This window comes from Planococcus sp. ISL-110, from assembly GCF_018613575.1.
Classification (GTDB): Bacteria; Bacillota; Bacilli; order Bacillales_A; family Planococcaceae; genus Planococcus.
Genome location: NZ_JAGGPX010000003.1, coordinates 20,614 through 41,444, shown reverse-complemented (window position 1 = coordinate 41,444; position 20,831 = coordinate 20,614). Strand labels below are relative to the sequence as shown.

At 46.8% G+C, this 20,831-nt stretch carries 20 protein-coding genes; all 20 read left to right on the top strand.

Features of this window, described 5'->3' with window-relative positions:
- Nucleotides 1–94: 94 nt before the first annotated feature.
- The 20 genes from lepA to recO all read left to right on the top strand — a co-directional run bounded on the left by lepA (nucleotide 95) and on the right by recO (nucleotide 20,578).
- Nucleotides 95–1,924: a translation elongation factor 4 gene (gene lepA, locus J7I83_RS00645; protein ID WP_215098757.1), complete on the top strand. Its 1,830-nt coding sequence runs from the start codon at nucleotides 95–97 to the stop codon at nucleotides 1,922–1,924.
- Nucleotides 1,925–1,983: 59 nt separating this feature from the next.
- Nucleotides 1,984–3,123 carry a radical SAM family heme chaperone HemW gene (gene hemW / locus J7I83_RS00640; protein WP_215098756.1) on the top strand — a complete coding sequence of 380 codons (1,140 nt, stop codon included), beginning with the start codon at nucleotides 1,984–1,986 and terminating at the stop codon, nucleotides 3,121–3,123.
- Nucleotides 3,124–3,213: 90 nt separating this feature from the next.
- Nucleotides 3,214–4,248, top strand: a complete 1,035-nt coding sequence (gene hrcA / locus J7I83_RS00635; RefSeq protein WP_215098755.1) for a heat-inducible transcriptional repressor HrcA — start codon at nucleotides 3,214–3,216, stop codon at nucleotides 4,246–4,248.
- 17 nt (nucleotides 4,249–4,265) lie between these two features.
- A complete protein-coding gene (grpE, locus tag J7I83_RS00630) occupies nucleotides 4,266–4,871 on the top strand; it encodes a nucleotide exchange factor GrpE (RefSeq protein ID WP_215098754.1) in 606 nt (201 codons plus the stop codon).
- A gap of 46 nt (nucleotides 4,872–4,917) precedes the next feature.
- Nucleotides 4,918–6,744, top strand: coding sequence for a molecular chaperone DnaK (gene dnaK / locus J7I83_RS00625; RefSeq protein ID WP_215098753.1), 1,827 nt, complete (start codon nucleotides 4,918–4,920; stop codon nucleotides 6,742–6,744).
- 109 nt (nucleotides 6,745–6,853) lie between these two features.
- Nucleotides 6,854–7,963, top strand: a complete 1,110-nt coding sequence (gene dnaJ / locus J7I83_RS00620; RefSeq protein WP_215098752.1) for a molecular chaperone DnaJ — start codon at nucleotides 6,854–6,856, stop codon at nucleotides 7,961–7,963.
- A 130-nt stretch (nucleotides 7,964–8,093) separates the two neighbouring features.
- Entirely contained in the window at nucleotides 8,094–9,035 is a 942-nt protein-coding gene (gene prmA / locus J7I83_RS00615; protein ID WP_215098751.1) for a 50S ribosomal protein L11 methyltransferase, read from the top strand.
- Nucleotides 9,036–9,047: 12 nt separating this feature from the next.
- Nucleotides 9,048–9,785, top strand: coding sequence for a 16S rRNA (uracil(1498)-N(3))-methyltransferase (locus J7I83_RS00610; RefSeq protein ID WP_215098750.1), 738 nt, complete (start codon nucleotides 9,048–9,050; stop codon nucleotides 9,783–9,785).
- 122 nt (nucleotides 9,786–9,907) lie between these two features.
- Complete coding sequence (gene deoC / locus J7I83_RS00605; RefSeq protein WP_215098749.1) at nucleotides 9,908–10,576, top strand: deoxyribose-phosphate aldolase; 669 nt, start codon at nucleotides 9,908–9,910, stop codon at nucleotides 10,574–10,576.
- A 95-nt stretch (nucleotides 10,577–10,671) separates the two neighbouring features.
- On the top strand, nucleotides 10,672–10,845 hold the full coding sequence (gene rpsU / locus J7I83_RS00600) for a 30S ribosomal protein S21 (protein ID WP_006828698.1): 174 nt from the start codon (nucleotides 10,672–10,674) through the stop codon (nucleotides 10,843–10,845).
- 428 nt (nucleotides 10,846–11,273) lie between these two features.
- Nucleotides 11,274–12,599: an NfeD family protein gene (locus J7I83_RS00595; RefSeq protein ID WP_215098748.1), complete on the top strand. Its 1,326-nt coding sequence runs from the start codon at nucleotides 11,274–11,276 to the stop codon at nucleotides 12,597–12,599.
- Nucleotides 12,600–12,603: 4 nt separating this feature from the next.
- Entirely contained in the window at nucleotides 12,604–13,590 is a 987-nt protein-coding gene (gene floA, locus J7I83_RS00590) for a flotillin-like protein FloA (protein ID WP_215098747.1), read from the top strand.
- 30 nt (nucleotides 13,591–13,620) lie between these two features.
- The gene (locus tag J7I83_RS00585; RefSeq protein ID WP_215098746.1) at nucleotides 13,621–14,115 is read left to right on the top strand and encodes a hypothetical protein; all 495 of its coding nucleotides are present in this window, start codon (nucleotides 13,621–13,623) and stop codon (nucleotides 14,113–14,115) included.
- A gap of 231 nt (nucleotides 14,116–14,346) precedes the next feature.
- Nucleotides 14,347–15,306 carry a PhoH family protein gene (locus J7I83_RS00580; protein ID WP_215098745.1) on the top strand — a complete coding sequence of 320 codons (960 nt, stop codon included), beginning with the start codon at nucleotides 14,347–14,349 and terminating at the stop codon, nucleotides 15,304–15,306.
- A 188-nt stretch (nucleotides 15,307–15,494) separates the two neighbouring features.
- Nucleotides 15,495–17,615, top strand: a complete 2,121-nt coding sequence (locus J7I83_RS00575; protein ID WP_215098744.1) for an HD family phosphohydrolase — start codon at nucleotides 15,495–15,497, stop codon at nucleotides 17,613–17,615.
- A 14-nt stretch (nucleotides 17,616–17,629) separates the two neighbouring features.
- The gene (gene ybeY, locus J7I83_RS00570) at nucleotides 17,630–18,112 is read left to right on the top strand and encodes an rRNA maturation RNase YbeY (protein ID WP_215098743.1); all 483 of its coding nucleotides are present in this window, start codon (nucleotides 17,630–17,632) and stop codon (nucleotides 18,110–18,112) included.
- Nucleotides 18,099–18,452: a diacylglycerol kinase family protein gene (locus J7I83_RS00565; protein WP_215098742.1), complete on the top strand. Its 354-nt coding sequence runs from the start codon at nucleotides 18,099–18,101 to the stop codon at nucleotides 18,450–18,452. The genes ybeY and J7I83_RS00565 overlap by 14 nt, the downstream gene beginning before the upstream one ends.
- 19 nt (nucleotides 18,453–18,471) lie before the next feature.
- Complete coding sequence (locus tag J7I83_RS00560; RefSeq protein ID WP_215098741.1) at nucleotides 18,472–18,882, top strand: cytidine deaminase; 411 nt, start codon at nucleotides 18,472–18,474, stop codon at nucleotides 18,880–18,882.
- Entirely contained in the window at nucleotides 18,866–19,783 is a 918-nt protein-coding gene (gene era / locus J7I83_RS00555) for a GTPase Era (RefSeq protein WP_215098740.1), read from the top strand. The genes J7I83_RS00560 and era overlap by 17 nt, the downstream gene beginning before the upstream one ends.
- A gap of 12 nt (nucleotides 19,784–19,795) precedes the next feature.
- A complete protein-coding gene (recO, locus tag J7I83_RS00550; RefSeq protein WP_215098739.1) occupies nucleotides 19,796–20,578 on the top strand; it encodes a DNA repair protein RecO in 783 nt (260 codons plus the stop codon).
- Nucleotides 20,579–20,831 lie beyond the last annotated feature (253 nt).

The following is a 20,831-nucleotide window of genomic DNA, read 5'->3' as shown; positions in this document are numbered from 1 at the left end:
TTTCCCTTGACAGTTAAATGATTTCAGGAGCTTTCATTGCTCAATGTCTGCTGTACTGCTATAATTCATAGTAGTTTATATAGGAGTGAAGAGAATGAATAATGAGGAAAGATTATCCCGTCAAAGCAAAATCCGCAACTTCTCGATTATCGCGCACATTGACCATGGCAAGTCTACGCTTGCAGACCGAATTTTAGAAATGACGGAAGCACTGACTTCCCGAGAAATGAAAGCACAGTCACTGGATTCCATGGATCTTGAACGGGAACGTGGCATTACCATTAAATTGAATGCCGTCCAGCTTAATTATAAAGCCAAAGATGGAGAAATCTATATTATGCATTTGATCGACACGCCGGGACATGTCGACTTCACCTACGAGGTATCACGAAGCCTGGCTGCCTGTGAAGGCGCTGTTTTGGTTGTCGATGCAGCTCAGGGAATTGAAGCCCAGACCTTGGCAAACGTCTACCTGGCATTGGACAATGACCTGGAAATCCTGCCGGTCATCAATAAAATCGATTTGCCGGCTGCAGATCCGGAGCGTGTCCGCCAGGAAATCGAAGAAGTGATCGGACTGGATGCTTCTGAAGCCGTTTTGGCATCAGCGAAAGCAGGAATCGGCATCGAAGACATTCTTGAACAGATCGTCGAGAAAGTTCCTGCGCCAACCGGTGACCCAAGTGCACCATTGAAAGCCCTGATTTTCGATTCTCTTTACGATCCGTACCGCGGCATTGTAGCGTATATCCGGATTGTCGAAGGCACCGTAAAACCCGGCGACCGCATCAAGATGATGGCTTCCGGAAAAGAGTTTGAAGTGATTGAAGCGGGTGTTTTCACCCCACATGCCATTCTCCGCGATGAATTGACAGTCGGCGATGTTGGCTTCTTGACCGCGTCCATTAAAAATGTCGGCGATTCAACTGTCGGCGATACCATTACGCTGGCCAACAATCCGGCAGCGAAAGCATTGCCGGGCTACCGCCGATTAAACCCGATGGTCTATTGCGGTATGTACCCGATCGATACATCGAGATACAACGATTTGCGTGACGCATTGGAGAAATTGGAATTGAACGATGCGGCATTGCAGTTCGAACCGGAATCTTCCCAAGCACTTGGTTTTGGATACCGTTGCGGTTTCCTTGGCCTGTTGCACATGGAAATTATCCAGGAACGCATTGAGCGCGAGTTCAACATCGATTTGATCACCACGGCCCCAAGCGTAATTTATGACGTCCACATGACGGACGGGGAAATTTTAAAAATCGATAACCCTGCCATGATGCCGGATGCACAGAAAATCCAGATGGTCGAAGAGCCTTACGTCAAAGCGACTGTCATGGTACCAAATGATTATGTTGGAGCGGTCATGGAAATCTGCCAGCGCAAACGCGGCAATTTCCTAACAATGGATTATGTCGATGACAGCCGTGTAAGCATCATCTATGAGTTGCCGCTGGCTGAAATTGTCTACGATTTCTTCGATCAATTGAAATCGGGCACAAAAGGCTACGCTTCATTTGATTATGAATTGATCGGCTACAAGGAATCCAACCTCGTCAAGATGGATATCCTCTTGAATACTGAACAGGTAGATGCACTGAGCTTTATCGTTCACCGAGACTTTGCTTATGAACGCGGCAAAGTCATCGTCGAAAAATTGAAGAACTTGATTCCGCGCCAGCAGTTCGAAGTGCCGATCCAAGCCGCCATCGGCCAGAAGATCGTTGCACGCCAAACAATCAGCGCGATACGTAAAAACGTCCTTGCTAAATGTTACGGGGGAGACATTTCCCGTAAGCGGAAACTTCTTGATAAGCAAAAAGAAGGTAAAAAGCGCATGAAGCAGGTTGGATCTGTCGAAGTTCCACAAGAAGCATTCATGGCGATCCTGAAAATGGACGACCAATCAAAATAAACGAAAAAAAGGAGGCGGGAAGTTCAGCCTCCTTTTCTTATTAGAAAAGAGGAAATAAAATGGTAAAAGGATTGTACATCCATATTCCATTCTGCCACCAAATCTGTTTTTACTGCGATTTCAATAAAGTTTATTTCAAAGATCAGCCTGTGGATGCCTACATCGATTCAGTGGGCAAAGAACTGGCATTATGGAAGCAGCAGGGTGCACTCGACAAGCCGCTGGAAACCATCTTTTTAGGTGGCGGTACTCCGACATCCCTGACGCCTGCCCAGTTAGAGAAACTGCTGGGCCATATCCATCGCTACGTGCCGATGGCAGAAAATCTGGAATGGACATCGGAAGCCAATCCGGATGAACTGACCAAAGATAAGATGCAGGTGCTGTTTGACGGAGGCGTCAATCGCTTAAGCATGGGCGTCCAGTCTTTTGATGAAGACCTACTGAAACGGCTTGGCCGGACCCACAGCAATTCAGACGTCAAACGCGCGGTCGATTCAGCCCGTCTGGTCGGCTTCGAGAATTTGAGCTTTGACTTGATGTACGGCTTGCCTGGGCAAACCATGCAGCAATGGGACGACACGCTCGAGCAGGCTTTTGCTTTCGACTTGCCGCATTTCTCTGCTTATTCGCTGATCATTGAACCAAAAACCGTTTTTTATAATTTAATGACGAAAGGCAAGCTCAATACTGTCACAGAAGATCTGGAAGCCGATATGTACGAAAAACTGATGAATGAGATGGACAAAAGAGGTTTGAAGCAATACGAAATCTCTAACTTTGCGCGTCCAGGACATGAATCTCACCATAACCTATTGTATTGGGACAATGTCGAATACATCGGTGTTGGAGCCGGGGCACATGGCTATGTGGATGGCGTCCGTTACTCGAATGCCGGTCCGTTGAAAAAATACATGGAGCCGTTGGATAGCGGCGAACGGCCGATTCTAAATACGCACAAAGTGCCGGTTCACGAAAAGATGGAAGAAGAAATGTTTTTGGGGCTGCGGAAAACAAATGGCGTGTCCTTGATCCACTTCCAGGAGAAATTCCAAAAACCGATTCAGGATGTTTACGGCACCATACTGGAAAAAGAAATCATCAAGGAAAACTTGGAGATTTCCGGCGGCTTTGTCCGGTTGACCAGAAAAGGCCGATTTGTCGGCAATGAAGTTTTTGAGCAATTTTTATTGGCGTAAAGCTCTTCCGTTGACAAGGATCATTATATTTGTTAATTTTAATGTAGTATTAGCACTCGGGTACGTAGAGTGCTAACAGAGGTGATGATCATGTTAACAGAACGGCAACTGCTCATCTTAAAGGTGACAGTAGATGATTATATTCAATCAGCTCAGCCGGTAGGATCGAACCAACTCTCCAAGAAACCCGAAATCCCTTTTAGTCCGGCGACCATCCGCAACGAAATGGCGGATTTGGAAGGCATGGGCTTTCTGGAAAAGACCCATACGTCTTCCGGGCGCATTCCGTCGGAGAAGGGATACCGCTATTACGTCGACCACCTGCTGACACCAAGGGCGCTGCCGCAGCAGGACATTGTGCAATTGCGCTCGGTTTTCGAAGAAAAATTGACAGAGACTGAGCAAGTCATCAAGCGCTCTGCGATGATCCTTTCGGAACTGACCAATTACACGTCCATTTTATTGGGTCCTGATGTGCGCAGGCATATCGTCAAAAAACTGTCGATTGTGCCATTGACGCAGGATACGGCGGTTGCGATCATCGTAACCGATTCAGGGCATGTGGAAAATCGCATGTTTGCCATTCCGCCGGGCCTCAATCCATCGGATATTGAAAAAATGGCCAATATCCTCAATGAACGGCTTGTCGGCGTGTCGCTGAATAATCTGCACCTGCGGCTGGAACAAGAGACGCTGACGATTTTAAAGCAGCATGTTGAACGTTACGGTGAACTTTTCCATACGTTCAGAAAAGCGGTTTTGCTGCCTCATGATGATGAAAACATCTATTATGGTGGAAAGCTGAACATCCTGAAGCAACCGGATTTCCATGACCTTCAGAAAATCAGAGATTTGATGGATGTCATGGAAGAATCCAAGCACATTCCGATGATCCTGCCAGTGGGAAGCCAAGGCCTCCATATTCGCATCGGTTCGGAAAACGCGCTGTCGGCAATGGAAGACTGCAGTGTCATTACAGTGTCGTATAATATCGGAGAAGAACAGACGGGGTCAATCGCCATAATCGGTCCAAAACGGATGGATTATAAACGCATCGTTTCCATATTGGATTTGTTGAGCGGCGATTTGTCTAAAGAGCTGACCCGTATCTTTAAAGGAACGTGAACAAAGGAGGAACAGATTTGCCTAAAAAAAATAAAACAATGAAAACAGAAGAGCATGCTGAAGATGTTGAAGTGAAAGAGCCAGTCTCGGAAGCAGATATGGAAGAGCAATCAGAATTCGCGGATACAGAAACACCGGAAGCTGATTTTTCTGCTGAAGCAGAACAAGAAACTGTAGATGAAGCAGAAGAGCTTCGCAAGCAGCTTGAAGTAGAACAAAACAAATATTTGCGTCTTATGGCAGATTATGATAATTTCAAACGGCGTACTCAAAAAGACAAAGAAATCGCCAATAAATTCCGCTCGCAATCCCTGCTGTCGGATCTTCTGCCAGTACTGGATAATTTCGAGCGTGCATTATCGCTCCAAACAAACAGTGAAGAATCGGCTTCCTTGCTGAAAGGCGTCGAGATGGTGCAAAAATCATTGACCGAAGCTGTAAGCCGTGAAGGCTTGGAAGAAATCAAAGCGGTCGGCGAACCATTCGACCCGAATTTCCACCAAGCGGTCATGCAGGAAAAAGATGAATCCGCTGAACCGGGAATTGTCTTACAGGAGTTGCAAAAAGGCTATATGCTGAAAGGCCGTGTTCTGCGTCCAGCAATGGTAAAAGTAAACGAATAAGTAGACGAGCAAAGAAACAAATAAAAATTATTGGAGGAATTTAAACATGAGCAAAATTATCGGTATTGACTTAGGTACAACTAACTCAGCAGTCGCAGTATTAGAAGGCGGCGAACCAAAAATCATTCCAAATCCAGAAGGCAACCGTACAACACCTTCTGTAGTAGCTTTCAAAAACGGTGAACGCCAAGTCGGCGAAGTGGCAAAACGCCAATCCATCACCAACCCGAACACGATCCAGTCTGTAAAACGCTTGATGGGCACTCAGCAAAAAGTAACAGCTGAAGGCAAGGAATATACGCCTCAGGAAGTTTCTGCAATGATTCTTCAATACATCAAAGGCTACGCTGAAGAATATTTAGGCGAAAAAGTTACAAGAGCGGTTATCACAGTTCCTGCTTATTTCAATGATGCGGAGCGCCAGGCAACTAAAGACGCTGGACGCATTGCAGGTCTTGAAGTGGAACGGATCATCAACGAGCCGACTGCAGCAGCACTTGCATACGGCCTTGATAAAATGGACACAGACGAAACAGTTCTTGTTTATGATCTTGGCGGCGGTACATTCGACGTATCGATCCTTGAACTTGGCGACGGCGTATTTGAAGTAAAATCAACTGCCGGCGATAACCGTCTGGGCGGAGATGATTTCGATAAATTGATCATCGATTATTTGGTACAGGAATTCAAGAAAGATAACGGCGTCGACTTGTCTAAAGACAAAATGGCGACACAGCGCCTGAAAGACGCTGCTGAAAAAGCGAAAAAAGATCTTTCCGGTGTTTCTTCAACTCAAATCTCATTGCCATTCATCACTGCTGGAGAAGCGGGACCGCTTCACTTGGAAGTTACAATGAGCCGTGCGAAATTTGATGAGCTAACTTCTTCATTGGTTGAACGCACAATGGGACCTACTCGCCAAGCGTTGAAAGATGCTGGCATCTCAGCTTCTGAACTTGACCGCGTTATCCTTGTCGGGGGATCTACACGTATCCCGGCTGTACAGGAAGCAGTCAAGAAAGAAACAGGCAAAGAGCCGCATAAAGGCGTTAACCCGGACGAAGTTGTAGCAATGGGCGCAGCAGTTCAGGGCGGCGTATTGACTGGCGACGTAAAAGACGTTGTATTATTGGACGTAACACCATTGTCACTTGGTATCGAAACAATGGGCGGCGTGTTCACGAAATTGATCGAGCGCAACACAACAATCCCGACTTCAAAATCACAGACATTCTCAACTGCCGCTGACAACCAGCCAGCTGTAGATATCCATGTACTGCAAGGGGAGCGCCCGATGGCAGCAGCCAACAAAACGCTCGGCCGTTTCCAATTGGCTGATATTCCACCAGCACAGCGCGGCGTACCGCAAATCGAAGTAAGCTTTGATATCGATAAAAACGGCATTGTCAGCGTTAAAGCGAAAGATCTTGGTACACAAAAAGAGCAGACCATCACAATTCAATCCAACACTTCTTTGACAGACGACGAAATCGATCGCATGATCAAAGACGCAGAAGAAAACGCTGAAGCGGATGCGAAAGTAAAAGAAGAAGTGGAACTTCGCAACGAAGCGGATCAAGCTGTCTTCACAACTGACAAAACGATCACTGATCTTGGTGAAGCTGTTTCTGAAGAAGAGAAAAAACAAGCGGAAGATGCACGCGATGAATTGAAAGCTGCATTGGAGTCGGATAACATCGACGACATCCGTGAGAAAAAAGACAAACTTCAGGAAATCCTGCAAGGCTTGTCAATGAAAGCTTATGAGCAGGCAGCAGCAGCTCAGCAAGCATCACAGGAAGACGGCGCAGCGCCAGACAACGACGACGTAGTCGACGCTGAGTTTGAAGAAGTAAAAGACGACAATAAGTAAGACCTTGAAAAGTCAAAGCAAAGCAACATGCTTTGGCTTTTTCAATGTCTTTGCAACAGCGATTTAAACCGTGTACAATTACAGTTGATTGCTAGAGGGAGAGTGACTTATGAATAAGCGAGATTATTATGAAGTATTAGGCGTATCCAAGTCTGCTTCTAAAGAAGAAATAAAAAAAGCTTACCGGACCTTGTCAAAAAAGTTCCATCCGGATATCAATAAAGAGGCCGATGCTACCGAGAAATTCCAGGAAGTAAAAGATGCCTATGAAGTATTAAGTGACGAGCAGAAACGTGAGCAATATGATCAGTTTGGCCATCAGGATCCAAATCAAGGCTTTGGAGGCGGAGGGGATGGCTTCGGTTTCGACGACATCTTCAGCACGTTCTTTGGCGGCGGTACGAGACGCCGCGACCCGAATGCTCCACGCAAAGGCGATGATCTGCAGTATTCCATGACCATCGATTTCATGGATGCCGTGTTCGGCAAGGAAACAGAAGTTGAAATTCCAAAAGATGAAACATGCGGTACTTGTGACGGTTCGGGTGCTAAGCCTGGAACAAAGAAAAAAACATGTCCATATTGCGGAGGCTCTGGGCAGATGAATGTGACACAGGACACGCCTTTCGGCCGAATGGTCAATCGCCGTGCCTGCCAGCATTGTGAAGGCACCGGTCAGATTATCGAAGAGAAATGCACGACTTGCCGCGGCGAAGGAAAAGTCCGCAAAGTCAAAAAAATCAAAGTCACGATTCCAGCCGGTGTCGATGATGGCCAGCAATTGCGTGTCACGGGCCAAGGTGCACCAGGCGCCAATGGAGGGCCGAACGGGGATCTGTACGTGGTATTCCGCGTAAGACCGCATAAACAGTTCCAGCGGGAAGGCGACGATATCTATTTGGATATCTCCGTTACCTATCCGCAGGCTGCATTGGGTGACGAAATTGAAGTGCCGACGATTTCTGGAAAAGTGAAATTGAAAATTCCAGCCGGCACGCAAAGTGGAGCACGTTTCCGCCTGAAAGGCAAAGGTGTTCAAAACGTCCATGGTTATGGCACTGGCGACCAGCATGTCATTGTCCGCATAAAAACACAGACAAAACTCAGCGAGAAACAAAAACAGCTATTGCGTGAGTTTGCTGAAATCAGCGGAGATATTCCAGAAGAACACAGCAGTTCTCTTTTTGAAAAAATCAAACGCACTATCAAAGGTGAATAATAAAAGCTGGAAAAAATAGGGCATTATTGGTTCGTTGCCAATTAAGGCAATCCAATTTTTACAAACAGAAGACTCTTGCGAAAAGCAGGAGTCTTACTGACTGTAAAGACGAAAAAGGAGCTGGGCGGAATTGAAATGGTTAGAACTGTCGATTCATACGACAAACGAAGCGATTGAAGCAGTTTCCAATATTATGCACGAGGCGGGAGCCAGCGGGGTTGTCATTGAGGATTCGGAAGACTTGACGAAAGAAAGAGAATATCGTTTCGGTGAAATCTATTCGCTTGATCCGGATGATTTTCCGGTGGATGGGGTTATCTTGAAAGCCTATTTGCCAGTCAACAGCTTTCTGGGAGAGACGGTCGATGCTATTAAATTGGCCATCAATAATCTGGTCTCGTTTGGCATCAATCTGGGCAAAAACGAAGTGACCATCAGTGAAGTGAACGAAGAAGACTGGGCGACATCATGGAAGAAATACTACCATCCCGTAAAAATTTCTGAACGCTTCACGATTGTTCCGACATGGGAAACCTACAATCCGGTCTCAAGCGATGAATTGATCATTGAATTGGATCCAGGGATGGCATTCGGAACAGGAACCCATCCAACCACTGTCATGAGCCTCCAGGCTTTGGAAAAGACGATCCGCCCCGGTGACCGGGTCATCGATATTGGGACAGGGTCCGGCGTGCTGGCCATTGGAGCGGCGTTATTGTCCGCCAAAGAAGTCTATGCACTTGATTTGGATGATATTGCTGTAACAGCAGCGAACGTTAATGTGAAGTTGAATAATGTCCAGAATATTGTCACGGTGGAAGAAGGCAATCTGGTAGATAAGATAGACAAGCCGGGTGACGTGGTGGTCGCCAATATTCTCGCCGAAGTCATCATGTCATTTACCGATGACGCGTTCAATATCGTTAAACCGGGTGGCCGCTATATCACTTCAGGCATCATCGCGGCGAAAAAGAATGATGTCAAAGCCGCGCTTGAGACTTCCGGTTTTGTCATTGAAGACGTCATGATGATGGAAGACTGGGTTACCATCGTTTCAAAAAAACCTGAATAACGGGGTGCCACCATGCAGCGATATTTTATAGAAGGCAAAATTCCTGAAAATCGAATAGTGGCGATAACCGGCGATGATGCAAAGCACATCGCCAAAGTTATGCGCCAAACACCCGGCGACTACTTGATCGCAGTCATGGAAGGCGAGGCCTATCTTGCGAAGATCCGGTCAGCTGACTTTGATGTGGAAGTTGAACTTGGTGAAGTATTGGAGACGCAGGTGGAATCGCCGAAAAAAGTGACCATCGCCTGCGGACTCCCGAAAGGCGACAAGCTTGATTTGATCACCCAAAAAGCGACAGAATTGGGGATGTACGCGTTGCTGCCATTTACGGCAGAACGGTCCATCGTCAAATGGGACAATTCCAAAAGTGAAAAAAAGATTGGACGCCTTCAAAAAATCGCCAAGGAAGCTGCGGAGCAGTCGCATAGGACGCATGTCCCTGAAATCCACAACCTCCACAGCTTCAAGCAGTTACTGAGCAAAGCCGAATCTTATGGTGTGGTGATCGTGGCCTATGAAGAAGAGGCACGGCAAGGCGATAGGACGCGGTTTGCCGAAATTTTGAAATCATTGTATGATAAAGATTCAGCTCTTATCGTTTTTGGTCCGGAAGGCGGTATTTCTGAAAGGGAAGTGGCGGCACTAAAAAGCGCCGGCGCCACCTTTACTTCTCTTGGCCCGCGGATTTTGCGGACAGAAACAGCACCTTTGTATGCACTGGCTGCCATTTCCTGCGAATTCGAATAAAGCCTTGTGCTGCTTCCGGACATCCTCAAAAATGCAGGGCACTGAACGGCAGCAATGTTTCCCGGTTGGGGGAAATGGCTTGATAAACAAAATGACTTTTTAAAAGAATGGAGATTTTATTCATGACAAACATTGCATCCTTTATTGACCATACTTTATTAAAACCTGAGTCGACAGAAAGCCAAGTAGTTCAACTGTGTAAAGAAGCAGCTGAGTTTAAATTCGCATCTGTTTGCGTCAATCCAACTTGGGTGGAAACAGCAGCGGCGGAGCTAACGGGCAGTGATGTGAAAGTATGCACAGTTATCGGATTTCCGCTTGGCGCTTCTACTTCTGAGACAAAAGCTTTTGAAACAACGGACGCTCTTTCAAAAGGCGCCGGTGAAATTGACATGGTCCTGAACATCGGCGCATTGAAAAGCGGCAATACCGACCACGTGAAAAAGGACATCGAAGCGGTCGTCAACGCAGCAAAAGGCAAAGCCATCGTGAAAGTGATTCTTGAAACCTGCCTGCTGACGGATGAAGAAAAAGTCACTGCTTCACGTCTGGCCAAAGAAGCAGGAGCTGACTTTGTCAAAACTTCCACCGGCTTTTCTACCGGTGGAGCAACTATTGAAGATGTGAAATTGATGCGCGAGACAGTTGGAGCTGATTTGGGTGTCAAAGCTTCCGGCGGGGTCCGCAGCCTGGAAGATGTTGAAGCGATGATCGAAGCTGGAGCTACGCGCATCGGCGCTAGCTCTGGTGTGAAGATCATGCAGGGCTTAACTTCGGATTCCGATTATTAACTATTGACCTTTCTTTGAGAATACGATATAATTTTAGAGTATATAACACTTGTTGTTCTTCGCTTCAACGTGTGTTCGGAGGGAGGGAAAAAGAGATGTCAAAAACTACTGTTCGTAAAAACGAATCGATTGAAGATGCTCTTCGCCGCTTCAAACGCACTGTTTCTAAATCTGGAACAATGCAAGAGGTTAGAAAGCGCGAGTACTATGATAAGCCGAGCGTGAAACGTAAACTAAAATCAGAAGCTGCCCGTAAACGTAAATTTTAATTGACTTTAACGAGTATAATGACTTTTAAAAAATATGAACGACCAGCCTAAACCGCCAACGCGATCAACGTGTGGCGGTTTTTCTATTTGTCACATTTGCAACATTTGTAAGCGCATTCTTTCGTTATTGGGGAAGCTTTCCTTTATAATAAAAATAGATACGTCGGGCGCATAATTGTATCAGTTTGGTTTGTGGACATTCCGCAAACCGACTTTGCTACGAGGCGCATTGGATCTAACCTGCTGAGCTGGTATGAGGTTTCAGGTTCTAACTGTCAAGTGCTTGTGCGCAACAGACCCGGCACCCATTTGGATATCGACAGCGAATATTTTCTTTCTATATGTTCAGCCCAGAAAAATGAAACTTAATTTCTGGTCATCCGTATATATACAAACAGTAAATCTGTAATGTGAAAGGAGAGATCCCATTGAGCAGAGTCAAAGTCTATCTGGGTTTTGGACTTTTACTGTTATCGTTTCTGCTCATGCTCCCGGCTATCCAGGCTGACACTTCGACAGTGTATGTCATACCCATCGAAGATGAAGTTGAAAGAGGACTGCAGGCTTTTATTGAACGGGGCATTGAAGAAGCGGAAGATGCTGGAGCCGAAGCCATTATTTTTGAAATTGATACACCTGGTGGATTTGTAAATGCGGCAGATGGCATAGCCCGTCTGCTCGACAAAACGTCAATGGAAACACTGGCCTTTATCAATCAGGATGCGCTTTCTGCCGGAGCTTTTCTGGCTTTGCACAATGATGAGATATATATGCATCCCAATGGCCGCATGGGAGCCGCACAGGTGATTGATCAGGCTGGAAACGCAGCTGCCGACAAAGCGAACAGTGCCTGGCTAGCCTCCATGAGAAGTGCAGCTCAGACAGTGGAACGTGATCCGAAGTATGCATTGGCGATGGCAGATGCCTCGGCCAGCCTACCTGAACTGGGAGTGGCTGAAGGAGAATTATTGACCTTGGGTGCACTAGAAGCTGAGCAGGTGGGTTACTCAGAAGGAACTGTATCCACTCTCGATGAGTTGCTCGTTTTGAAAGGCTTTGAAAATGCCACTATTGTGACGATCGATGAAACTTTTTCAGAAAGCCTTGCCCGTTTTCTGACCAACCCGATTGTGGTGCCCATCCTCTTGTCATTTGCAGGTCTTGGATTGCTTCTTGAGCTGTTTACGCCAGGAGTCGGGATCCCCGGAATGTTCGGCCTGACTTTTCTGATGCTGTTTTTTTATGGACATCTGGTAGCAGGCTTGGCTGGTTATGAGTCCATTATTCTATTGGTCATCGGATTCGGGCTTTTGGTGGCAGAATTCATCATACCTGGAGGTGTTGCCGGCTTCCTGGGGATTGCTGCCATTCTCGGCAGCATATTATTGGCGGGAGGAGACCTTAAGTCCACCGCCATAGCAGTACTTATTGCAATGATTGCAGCAACAGTAGGGATGGTGATTGTAGTGAAATTTTTTGGTAAACGGCTGGATTTGTTCAAACGGATTATCTTGACTGATGCCACCGACACGGAACATGGTTATGTGTCGACTACAAATCGCCCAGAGCTTGTCGGCAAAATTGCTTATACAGTGACGGCGCTTCGTCCGTCCGGCACTATCAGGTTGGACGATGAACGTATAGACGCTGTATCTGAAGGCAGGTTCATCGACAGCGGAAAAGATGTTAAGATAATCAAGGTAGAAGGTTCACGTATCGTTGTTCGGGAACTTGAAAAACAAGAGGAGGAATAGAGGAATGGGACTTGAAACAATTGGTTTAGGTGCAGCAATAATAGGTATCATCATCGTTTTGGCGATTTTCTTCACATTCGTGCCAATTACATTATGGATTTCAGCATTGGCCGCTGGAGTGAAAATCAGCATCTTTACACTGATCGGTATGAGATTACGCCGGGTTATTCCATCACGGATCGTAAATCCATTGATCAAAGCATCAAAAGCTGGGTTGTCAGTAACCATCAACCAGTTGGAAAGCCATTACTTGGCCGGCGGTAACGTTGACCGTGTCGTCAATGCATTGATTGCGGCACACCGTGCTAATATCGAATTGCCGTTTGAACGTGCAGCAGCCATCGACCTGGCAGGTCGTGACGTATTGGAAGCTGTTCAAATGTCGGTAAACCCGAAAGTGATCGAAACGCCATTTATCGCAGGTGTTGCGATGGACGGAATTGAAGTAAAAGCAAAAGCGAGAATCACTGTTCGTGCAAACATCGACCGTTTAGTCGGTGGTGCAGGTGAAGAAACGATCGTTGCCCGTGTTGGTGAAGGTATCGTCTCGACACTTGGTTCAAGCACAAGCCACAAAAAGGTTCTTGAAAATCCGGACCTGATTTCTCAAACAGTCCTGTCTAAAGGACTGGATTCAGGTACAGCTTTCGAAATCCTATCGATTGATATCGCAGACGTTGATATCGGCAAAAACATCGGTGCAGAATTGCAGACGGAACAAGCGGAAGCAGATAAGAAAATTGCCCAGGCTAAAGCCGAAGAACGCCGCGCAATGGCTGTAGCAAGCGAACAGGAAATGAAAGCAAAAGTTGTGGAAATGAGAGCGAAAGTTGTCGAAGCGGAAGCGGAAGTGCCATTGGCAATGTCTGAAGCACTCCGTACTGGTAATATTGGTGTCATGGATTATGTCAATTACAAAAATATCCAAGCTGATACAGGTATGCGAGAGTCCATCTCGAAAACAGGAATGGACAAATCCGGCGATAAATAATCGGCGGTAGCCATAAGGGAGGTTTGTCGTATGGAAGCTCTCATATTTGGACTGGTGATCATGGCGGTAGGCGCTTTTTTCAATAAAAGCAAAAAAGATTCAGCCAATGATGCTCCGGCTACACCTGTCTCGACAAGGCCAACTACTGGTACAGACAGGCATTCCGGACAAAGAACGTTCAAACGAGTAGAAGATTATGCGAAAGAAATTTATGGGGAACTGCAGAATCAGAAAACTCAACGGCCTGAACTTGCAGAAAAAGCCGAAAGAAAAATTGAAGAAGCTGTCAATCGGAAACCGCTCCGGGAAGCGCGCCAGGAAGTACAGCGCCGTGTTACGCCAAGGGAATCACGGAACGAGATACACGACCGCATTAAGGAAACCGAAGGAAGGTCTTTGCAAGGTCGTTCGTCCGCCCCGCAAGTGGAAAAAGACACCGATGAACTCCTGCCTTTGAGCAGCGAGGACGTCAGAAGAGGAATCATCATGGCGGAGATTTTGATGCCGCCAAAGTCCAAGAGATAGCAGCAGCCGGCCGGTGAAAATTGGTCGGTTTTTTATTTTATATAATAGTATTATGTAAACTTTAATGAGGGTGGTGTTTATATGCTGACCCTGTATGCTGTTTTCAAATAAAGCAATTTATGAAAGGGGAATTCTGGGCTCTGACTTAAATAAGGTAAATATTTTACAAGTGATTATCTTTAGTGATAGAGTGAAAATAGCAGTAAATACTCGATTCCAAGGAGCGTCCACATGACAGAAAATAATTTACTAGAATTACATGTGAAAGACCCAAATGAAGCGGTTCAGCTGCTCGGGATATCAGACAACCATTTAACATTGATCGAAGAAGCTTTCGATATTCAAATTATCACCCGCGGAGAAGTCATCAAGCTATCAGGTTCCGAAGAAGGCAAACAGACGGGGAAATTATTAATAGAACAATTGCTGCGGGTCATCCGCAAAAATATCAATATCGATCAGCGGGATATTGTTTCTGCCATTGAAATGGCCAAAAATGGCACGATTGAATATTTCGCAGAACTTTACGATGAAGAAATTGCCCGCAATGCCAACGGCAAATCGATTCGTGCGAAGACCATTGGCCAGCGCCATTACATCCATGCTGTCCGCAGCAAAGATCTGGTTTTCGGGATTGGTCCTGCTGGAACGGGCAAAACTTACCTGGCAGTGGTGATGGCCGTCCAGGCGCTTAAAAATGGTCAAGTAAAGAAAATCATTTTGACGCGGCCCGCTGTGGAGGCAGGAGAAAGCCTCGGCTTCCTGCCCGGCGACTTGAAGGAAAAAGTGGATCCTTACCTCCGCCCGCTCTATGATTCGCTGCATGATGTGCTGGGATTGGAGCAAACCAACCGGTTTATCGAACGCGGCACCATTGAAATTGCCCCCCTCGCCTATATGAGAGGCCGCACATTGGATGAAGCATTTGTCATTCTTGATGAAGCGCAGAATACCACGAAGGCACAGATGAAAATGTTCCTGACACGTCTCGGTTTTGGTTCGAAAATGATCATTACTGGCGACAAAACACAGATCGATCTGCCGCGCGGAGCTGAATCCGGTTTAATTGCTGCTGAAACGATTTTGAAAGGTGTGCGAAACATCCATTTCCAGTATCTTGAAAGCGGCGATGTGGTCCGGCATCCGCTGGTGGCGAAAATTATCGAAGCGTACGAAAACCAGCCTACTTAACAGTTTTATAAAAAAGGTGCGGGAATCCATATTCCTGCACTTTTTTTGCGTAAATAAGCTTGTATGCCTATTCAACTTATCTGTTGTCACACCGAAATTTGGGTATAATTTCAAAATTTTAGAAATACACCGTGAAATCCATTTCTTTAGTTGTTATGATGGAAGTAAGAAATGCGGGGTGTACGGGCATGCGTCAAAAAGCACAAAAGATTTTCGGGAAATTGGGCTATCGTAAAATGATGATGGCGGGCATTTTAATGACCGGCCTGATTCTATATGCTTTTTTAATGGACTCTGTCCGTGGAAATACTTACGACATCAACCTTTTTCAGTTGTCATCAGAAACGATTCGCTCTGAAAAAACAGTGGAAGATCCAATCAAAACCGAGTTGGAAAGGCAAAGGCTTGCCGAAGAAGTGGCACCGAGCTATCAGTTTGTTGATGAAATTGCTGCCAATCAATCAGCGGTGATCAAATCCCTTTTCGGCTACCTTGTGGAGGCAAAAGCCGTACCGGAAGATGAAGATGCGGAAAGTTCTTCCGAAGCGATGATGGCCCAACTGCAGGAAGATCTGCGGCTGATGGAGACCAGTGAAAATGGCCTGCGCTTGACGGACGAAATGCTGGACGCTTTATTGTCGCTCTCAAACAGCAGTCTGCTGGATGTCCAGGAAGAATTGGACAGTTTGCTGCAGTCTTATTTAAATGAGCCGATACGGGTAGAGGGAGTTGCACGGATCCGGACTGAAATTGAACAAGATATCCGCCGAAGCGAACAAATTCCAGATAATATTGTCCTGGCGGCAGTGACGATTGGGAGGTTTGGAATTATTCCGAACGAGCTGGTCAACGAAGAGTTGACCGCCGGGCAGGTGGAGCAGGTTCGCAACAGTGTAGAGCCGACGCGTATCTTGCAAGGCCAGGTGCTTGTACAGGAAGGCCAGGTAGTGGACAGGGAAGTCTACCGTCAGCTCGAACTGGCTGGAATGACAGAAGAACAGCGGAATTACAAGCCGTTGCTGGGATTGCTGATTTTTGTAGTGATCGCTATGGGCCTCATGGTGGCTGTGGTGTCACGTTCACAGAAAGATGACCAGAGCAAAATCACTGAATTACTGGTTATGATCGTGGTCCTCACCATTTCATTGGCGCTTATGAAGTTGTTATATGCCGTTAGCGGAAATTTTGAATTGGTGATCGCCTTTATTTTTCCTACTGCACTGGCGGGCATGCTGGTCCGGCTGCTGGTCAATGAACGGGCAGCTGTCTATGTGACCATCCTTATTAGTGCGGCAGCTGGCATCATGCTGCAAAGTGGATATTCTGCTTCCCTGCAGGTGGATGTCGCCCTCTATATCCTTTTGGGAGGATTAGCGGCGATTTATTTGATCGACCGGGATGGCGGCCATCGCCGGCTGATGCAAATCAGTTTGGCAGTGGCTGGAGTCAATCTGCTGTTTGTCGCTTTTTATCTATTGATCGGCCAGACACAATACAGCTGGTCGGAAATCGGCTTTTATTTTACAGCTGCACTTGTTTCGGGTCTGTTGTCCGGCGCATTGGCAATCGGCTTGCTGCCGTTTTTCGAATCCCTTTTCGGCATGTTGTCGACGATGCGTTTGATTGAGCTGTCCAATCCGAACCATCCGCTGTTGAAAAAGATTCTGATGGAAACGCCAGGCACCTATCACCATAGCTTGATGGTCGCCAATTTGGCGGACGCTTCCTGTGAGGCGATCGGAGCCAATGGCCTGCTGGCGAGAGTCGGCTGCTATTACCATGATATCGGCAAAACCAAAAAGCCGCAGTTTTTCATTGAAAACCAAGTGAATATCGAGAATCCGCACGACCGCCTGCCACCGGAAAAAAGCCGGGATATCATCTTGGCGCATGGCGTACAAGGAGCTGACATGCTCAAAAAGTATAAAATGCCTAAGGAAATCGTTGATGTTGCTGCGCAGCATCACGGTACTAGTCTTTTGAAATTTTTCTACTACAAAGCGAAAGAAAACGATCCCGGCATCGAGGAAGAGTCCTTCCGCTACGAGGGGCCGAAACCGCAGACCAAGGAAAATGCCATCATCTGCATCGCAGACAGCCTTGAGGCAGCGGTCCGTTCGATGAAAGAGCCAACATCTGAAAAGATAAAAAAATTAGTGGAATCGATAGTAGAAGATAAACTGAAAGATGGGCAATTCGAGGAATGTGATATATCCTTGAAAGAGCTGAAGACGGTGAAGGCGGTTATGTGCGAAACCTTAAATGGCATCTTCCATTCCCGCATCGAGTATCCGAAAGAACCCAATTGATAGGAGGAGCAGCTATGATAGCTATTGATTTTATGGACGAAACAGAAAGCCTGAACCAGCAGGAACTTGATTTTGTGCAAAAAATACTGGAGCACGCAGCGAAAGAAGAGGGCTTAGGACAATCTGAAGTGTCGGTGACCTTTGTCACCAATGAAATGATCCGTGACATCAACCGCGAATACCGAGGCAAAGACCAGCCGACCGATGTTATTTCGTTTGCTATGGAGGAACTGGGTGAAGGAGAGACGGCCATCATCGGTTCTCCAGAGCCGCGTATGCTCGGAGACATTATCATTTCACTGGACCGCACGAAAGAACAGGCTGCAGACTATGGCCATTCGTTCGAGCGGGAACTGGGGTTTCTGGCCATTCACGGTTTTCTGCATTTGCTGGGATATGACCATATGACAGAAGAAGAAGAAAAGAAAATGTTTGCCCGTCAAGAGGAAATTCTGATTTCACTCGGTATAACGCGTGATAAACATGGCGGCGCGTAGATTTTTCCGCTCTTTTCAGTTTGCAGCCCAGGGCATCAGCACCGCCATAAAGCGTGAACAGAACATCCGCTTTCATTTATTGGCAGCTGTGGTAGTGGTGCTTACAGGATTTTTGACGGGCTTGTCTTATATGGAATGGCTGGTGGTCATTCTGCTGATTGGCGGCATGATTGCATTGGAAATGGTCAATTCCGCTATCGAGCGGGTCGTTGACTTGGTGACTTCCGAGCTTCATCCCTTGGCTAAACAGGCCAAGGATATGGCTGCAGGTGCAGTTTTGGTATTTGCCGCGGCAAGTGCTATAATTGGATTACTGATATTTTTACCTAAATGGCTATAAATTCACAGAGGTGATAAACATGGAAAAAGAACAATTGATGGAGCAAGCGATAGCGGCACGCAGCAATGCATATGTGCCTTATTCAAAATTTCCTGTCGGTGCAGCCTTGCTGACAGCTGACGGCAAAGTATACACAGGCTGCAATATCGAAAACGCAGGCTATTCTATGACCAATTGTGCAGAGCGCACAGCAGTGTTCAAGGCGGTATCTGAAGGCGACAAGACCTTTAAGGCATTAGCGGTATCTGCAGACACGCCGGGCCCTGTATCGCCCTGTGGTGCATGCAGACAAGTGTTAGCTGAGTTCTGCGCGCCGGATATGCCGGTTTACTTAACAAACTTAAAAGGTGACGTCCAGGAAACAACAATCAGTGAATTGCTTCCTGGCGCATTTTCAACGGAGGATTTAAAATATGCAGCCAGAGAATAACGGATTCAAATCAGGATTTATTTCCATCATCGGACGCCCGAATGTCGGCAAATCGACATTCCTCAACCGGGTGGTGGGCCAAAAGATTGCCATCATGAGTGACAAGCCCCAAACCACACGGAACAAAGTTCAAGGCGTCGTGACCACTAATGACAGCCAAATGGTTTTCATCGATACGCCAGGCATTAACGAACCGCGCCATAAACTGGGAGACTTTATGTTGAAAGTGGCCAAAAACACTTTTCGTGAAGTGGACGTGCTGCTGTTTGTCGCAAGCGGCGTGGACCGTGTCGGCAAGGAAGACCGCTATATTCTTGACATGCTGAAAGGCATCGATGTGCCGGTATTTTTGGTCATCAATAAGATTGACCAGGTGCATCCTGATAATTTGCCGAAGATCATCGAATCGTACCGCAAAGAATTCGATTTTGCAGAAGCGATTCCGATTTCAGCGCTCGAAGGCAATAATGTCGAGACCTTATTGGCGAAAATTAACGAACGCCTGCCAGAAGGCCCGCAATATTACCCGGCTGACCAAGTCACAGACCACCCGGAGCGGTTCATCATTTCCGAGCTGATCCGTGAAAAAGCCCTGCATTTGACACGCGAAGAAATTCCGCATTCTATTGCTGTTGTCATTGAAAAGATTGCACCGGATTCTGAAAACAAGGACATGATCCGTGTCCAGGCAATCATCATGGTCGAGCGCGATTCCCAAAAAGGCATCGTCATCGGCAAAAAAGGTGTGCTCCTAAAACAAATTGGTACACGTGCACGCCAGGATATCGAAAACCTGCTTGGATCTAAAGTGTATTTGGAACTATGGGTCAAAGTGCAAAAGGATTGGCGCAATAAAGCGATGCATTTACGTGATTTCGGCTTCAGAGATGACGAATACTAAGGAGTCCTTCCCATGCAAAGTCAAGTAGAGGGAATTGTCATTCGTACGATGCCATACGGTGAGACGAATAAGATTGTCACCTTGTTTACGAGAGAAGCGGGGAAAATAACCTGCATGGCAAGAGGTGCCAAAAAGCCAGCCAGCCGGCTGGCGGCGATCACCCAGGTCTTTACCCATGGCACCTTTTCGATCTATAAAGGAAGAGGGATGGGCACGTTGCAGGCAGGCGATCCGCTGGAATCGCTACGGCATATCCGGGAAGACATCATGTCGACCGCCTATGCCAGTTATGTGACTGAACTGATTGACCGTTTGACAGAGCAGGACGAGCCGCAGCCCGTCGTTTTTGATATGCTTTATCAGGCACTGCACGCGATTGACGAAGGCTATGATCCGGAAGCGATCACCTTGTTTGTCGAGTGGAAGATGCTTCAATTGGCGGGTTTGACGCCGACGCTGCATCAATGTGCCAACTGCGGAGCAACAGAAGGGGAATTCGCCTTTTCTTTTCAGGAACTGGGTTTTCTCTGCCACCGCTGCTTCCATATCGACCGTTTCATCATCCGCTTAAGCCCGGCTTTGGTGAAGTTGATCCGCACTTTCTATTTTGTGCCGATTGAACGGGTAGGCTCCTTGACTTTGAAAAAAGAATCCAAGACCCTGCTCAAACAAATCGTCCGCACGATTTACGAAGAAAAGGCGGGGATTCGCTTAAAATCCAGGAAGTTCCTTGAGCAACTGGAACGGACACCTGAATTTTTACCGAAAAAAGAAGAGTTGCCAAAAGACGAATAGTCTTTTGGCAACTCTTTTTGTTTTGCTTTTAGTTGAAAAGGAGTGAAGAAATCGCTTTATGCCTGTCAGAGCTGATCAGGCACTTCCGCTTTTCTTTGATGTCCAGACTCCAGTGCCTAGCTCTTCGGGTCATAAGTCAACCCGACTGTGCGGCAAAGAACGCCGCTCTGCCGGTCTGCCTTATGCCTGTCAGAGCTGATCAGGCACTTCCGCTTTTCTTTGATGTCCAGACTTCAGTGCCTAGCTCTTCGGG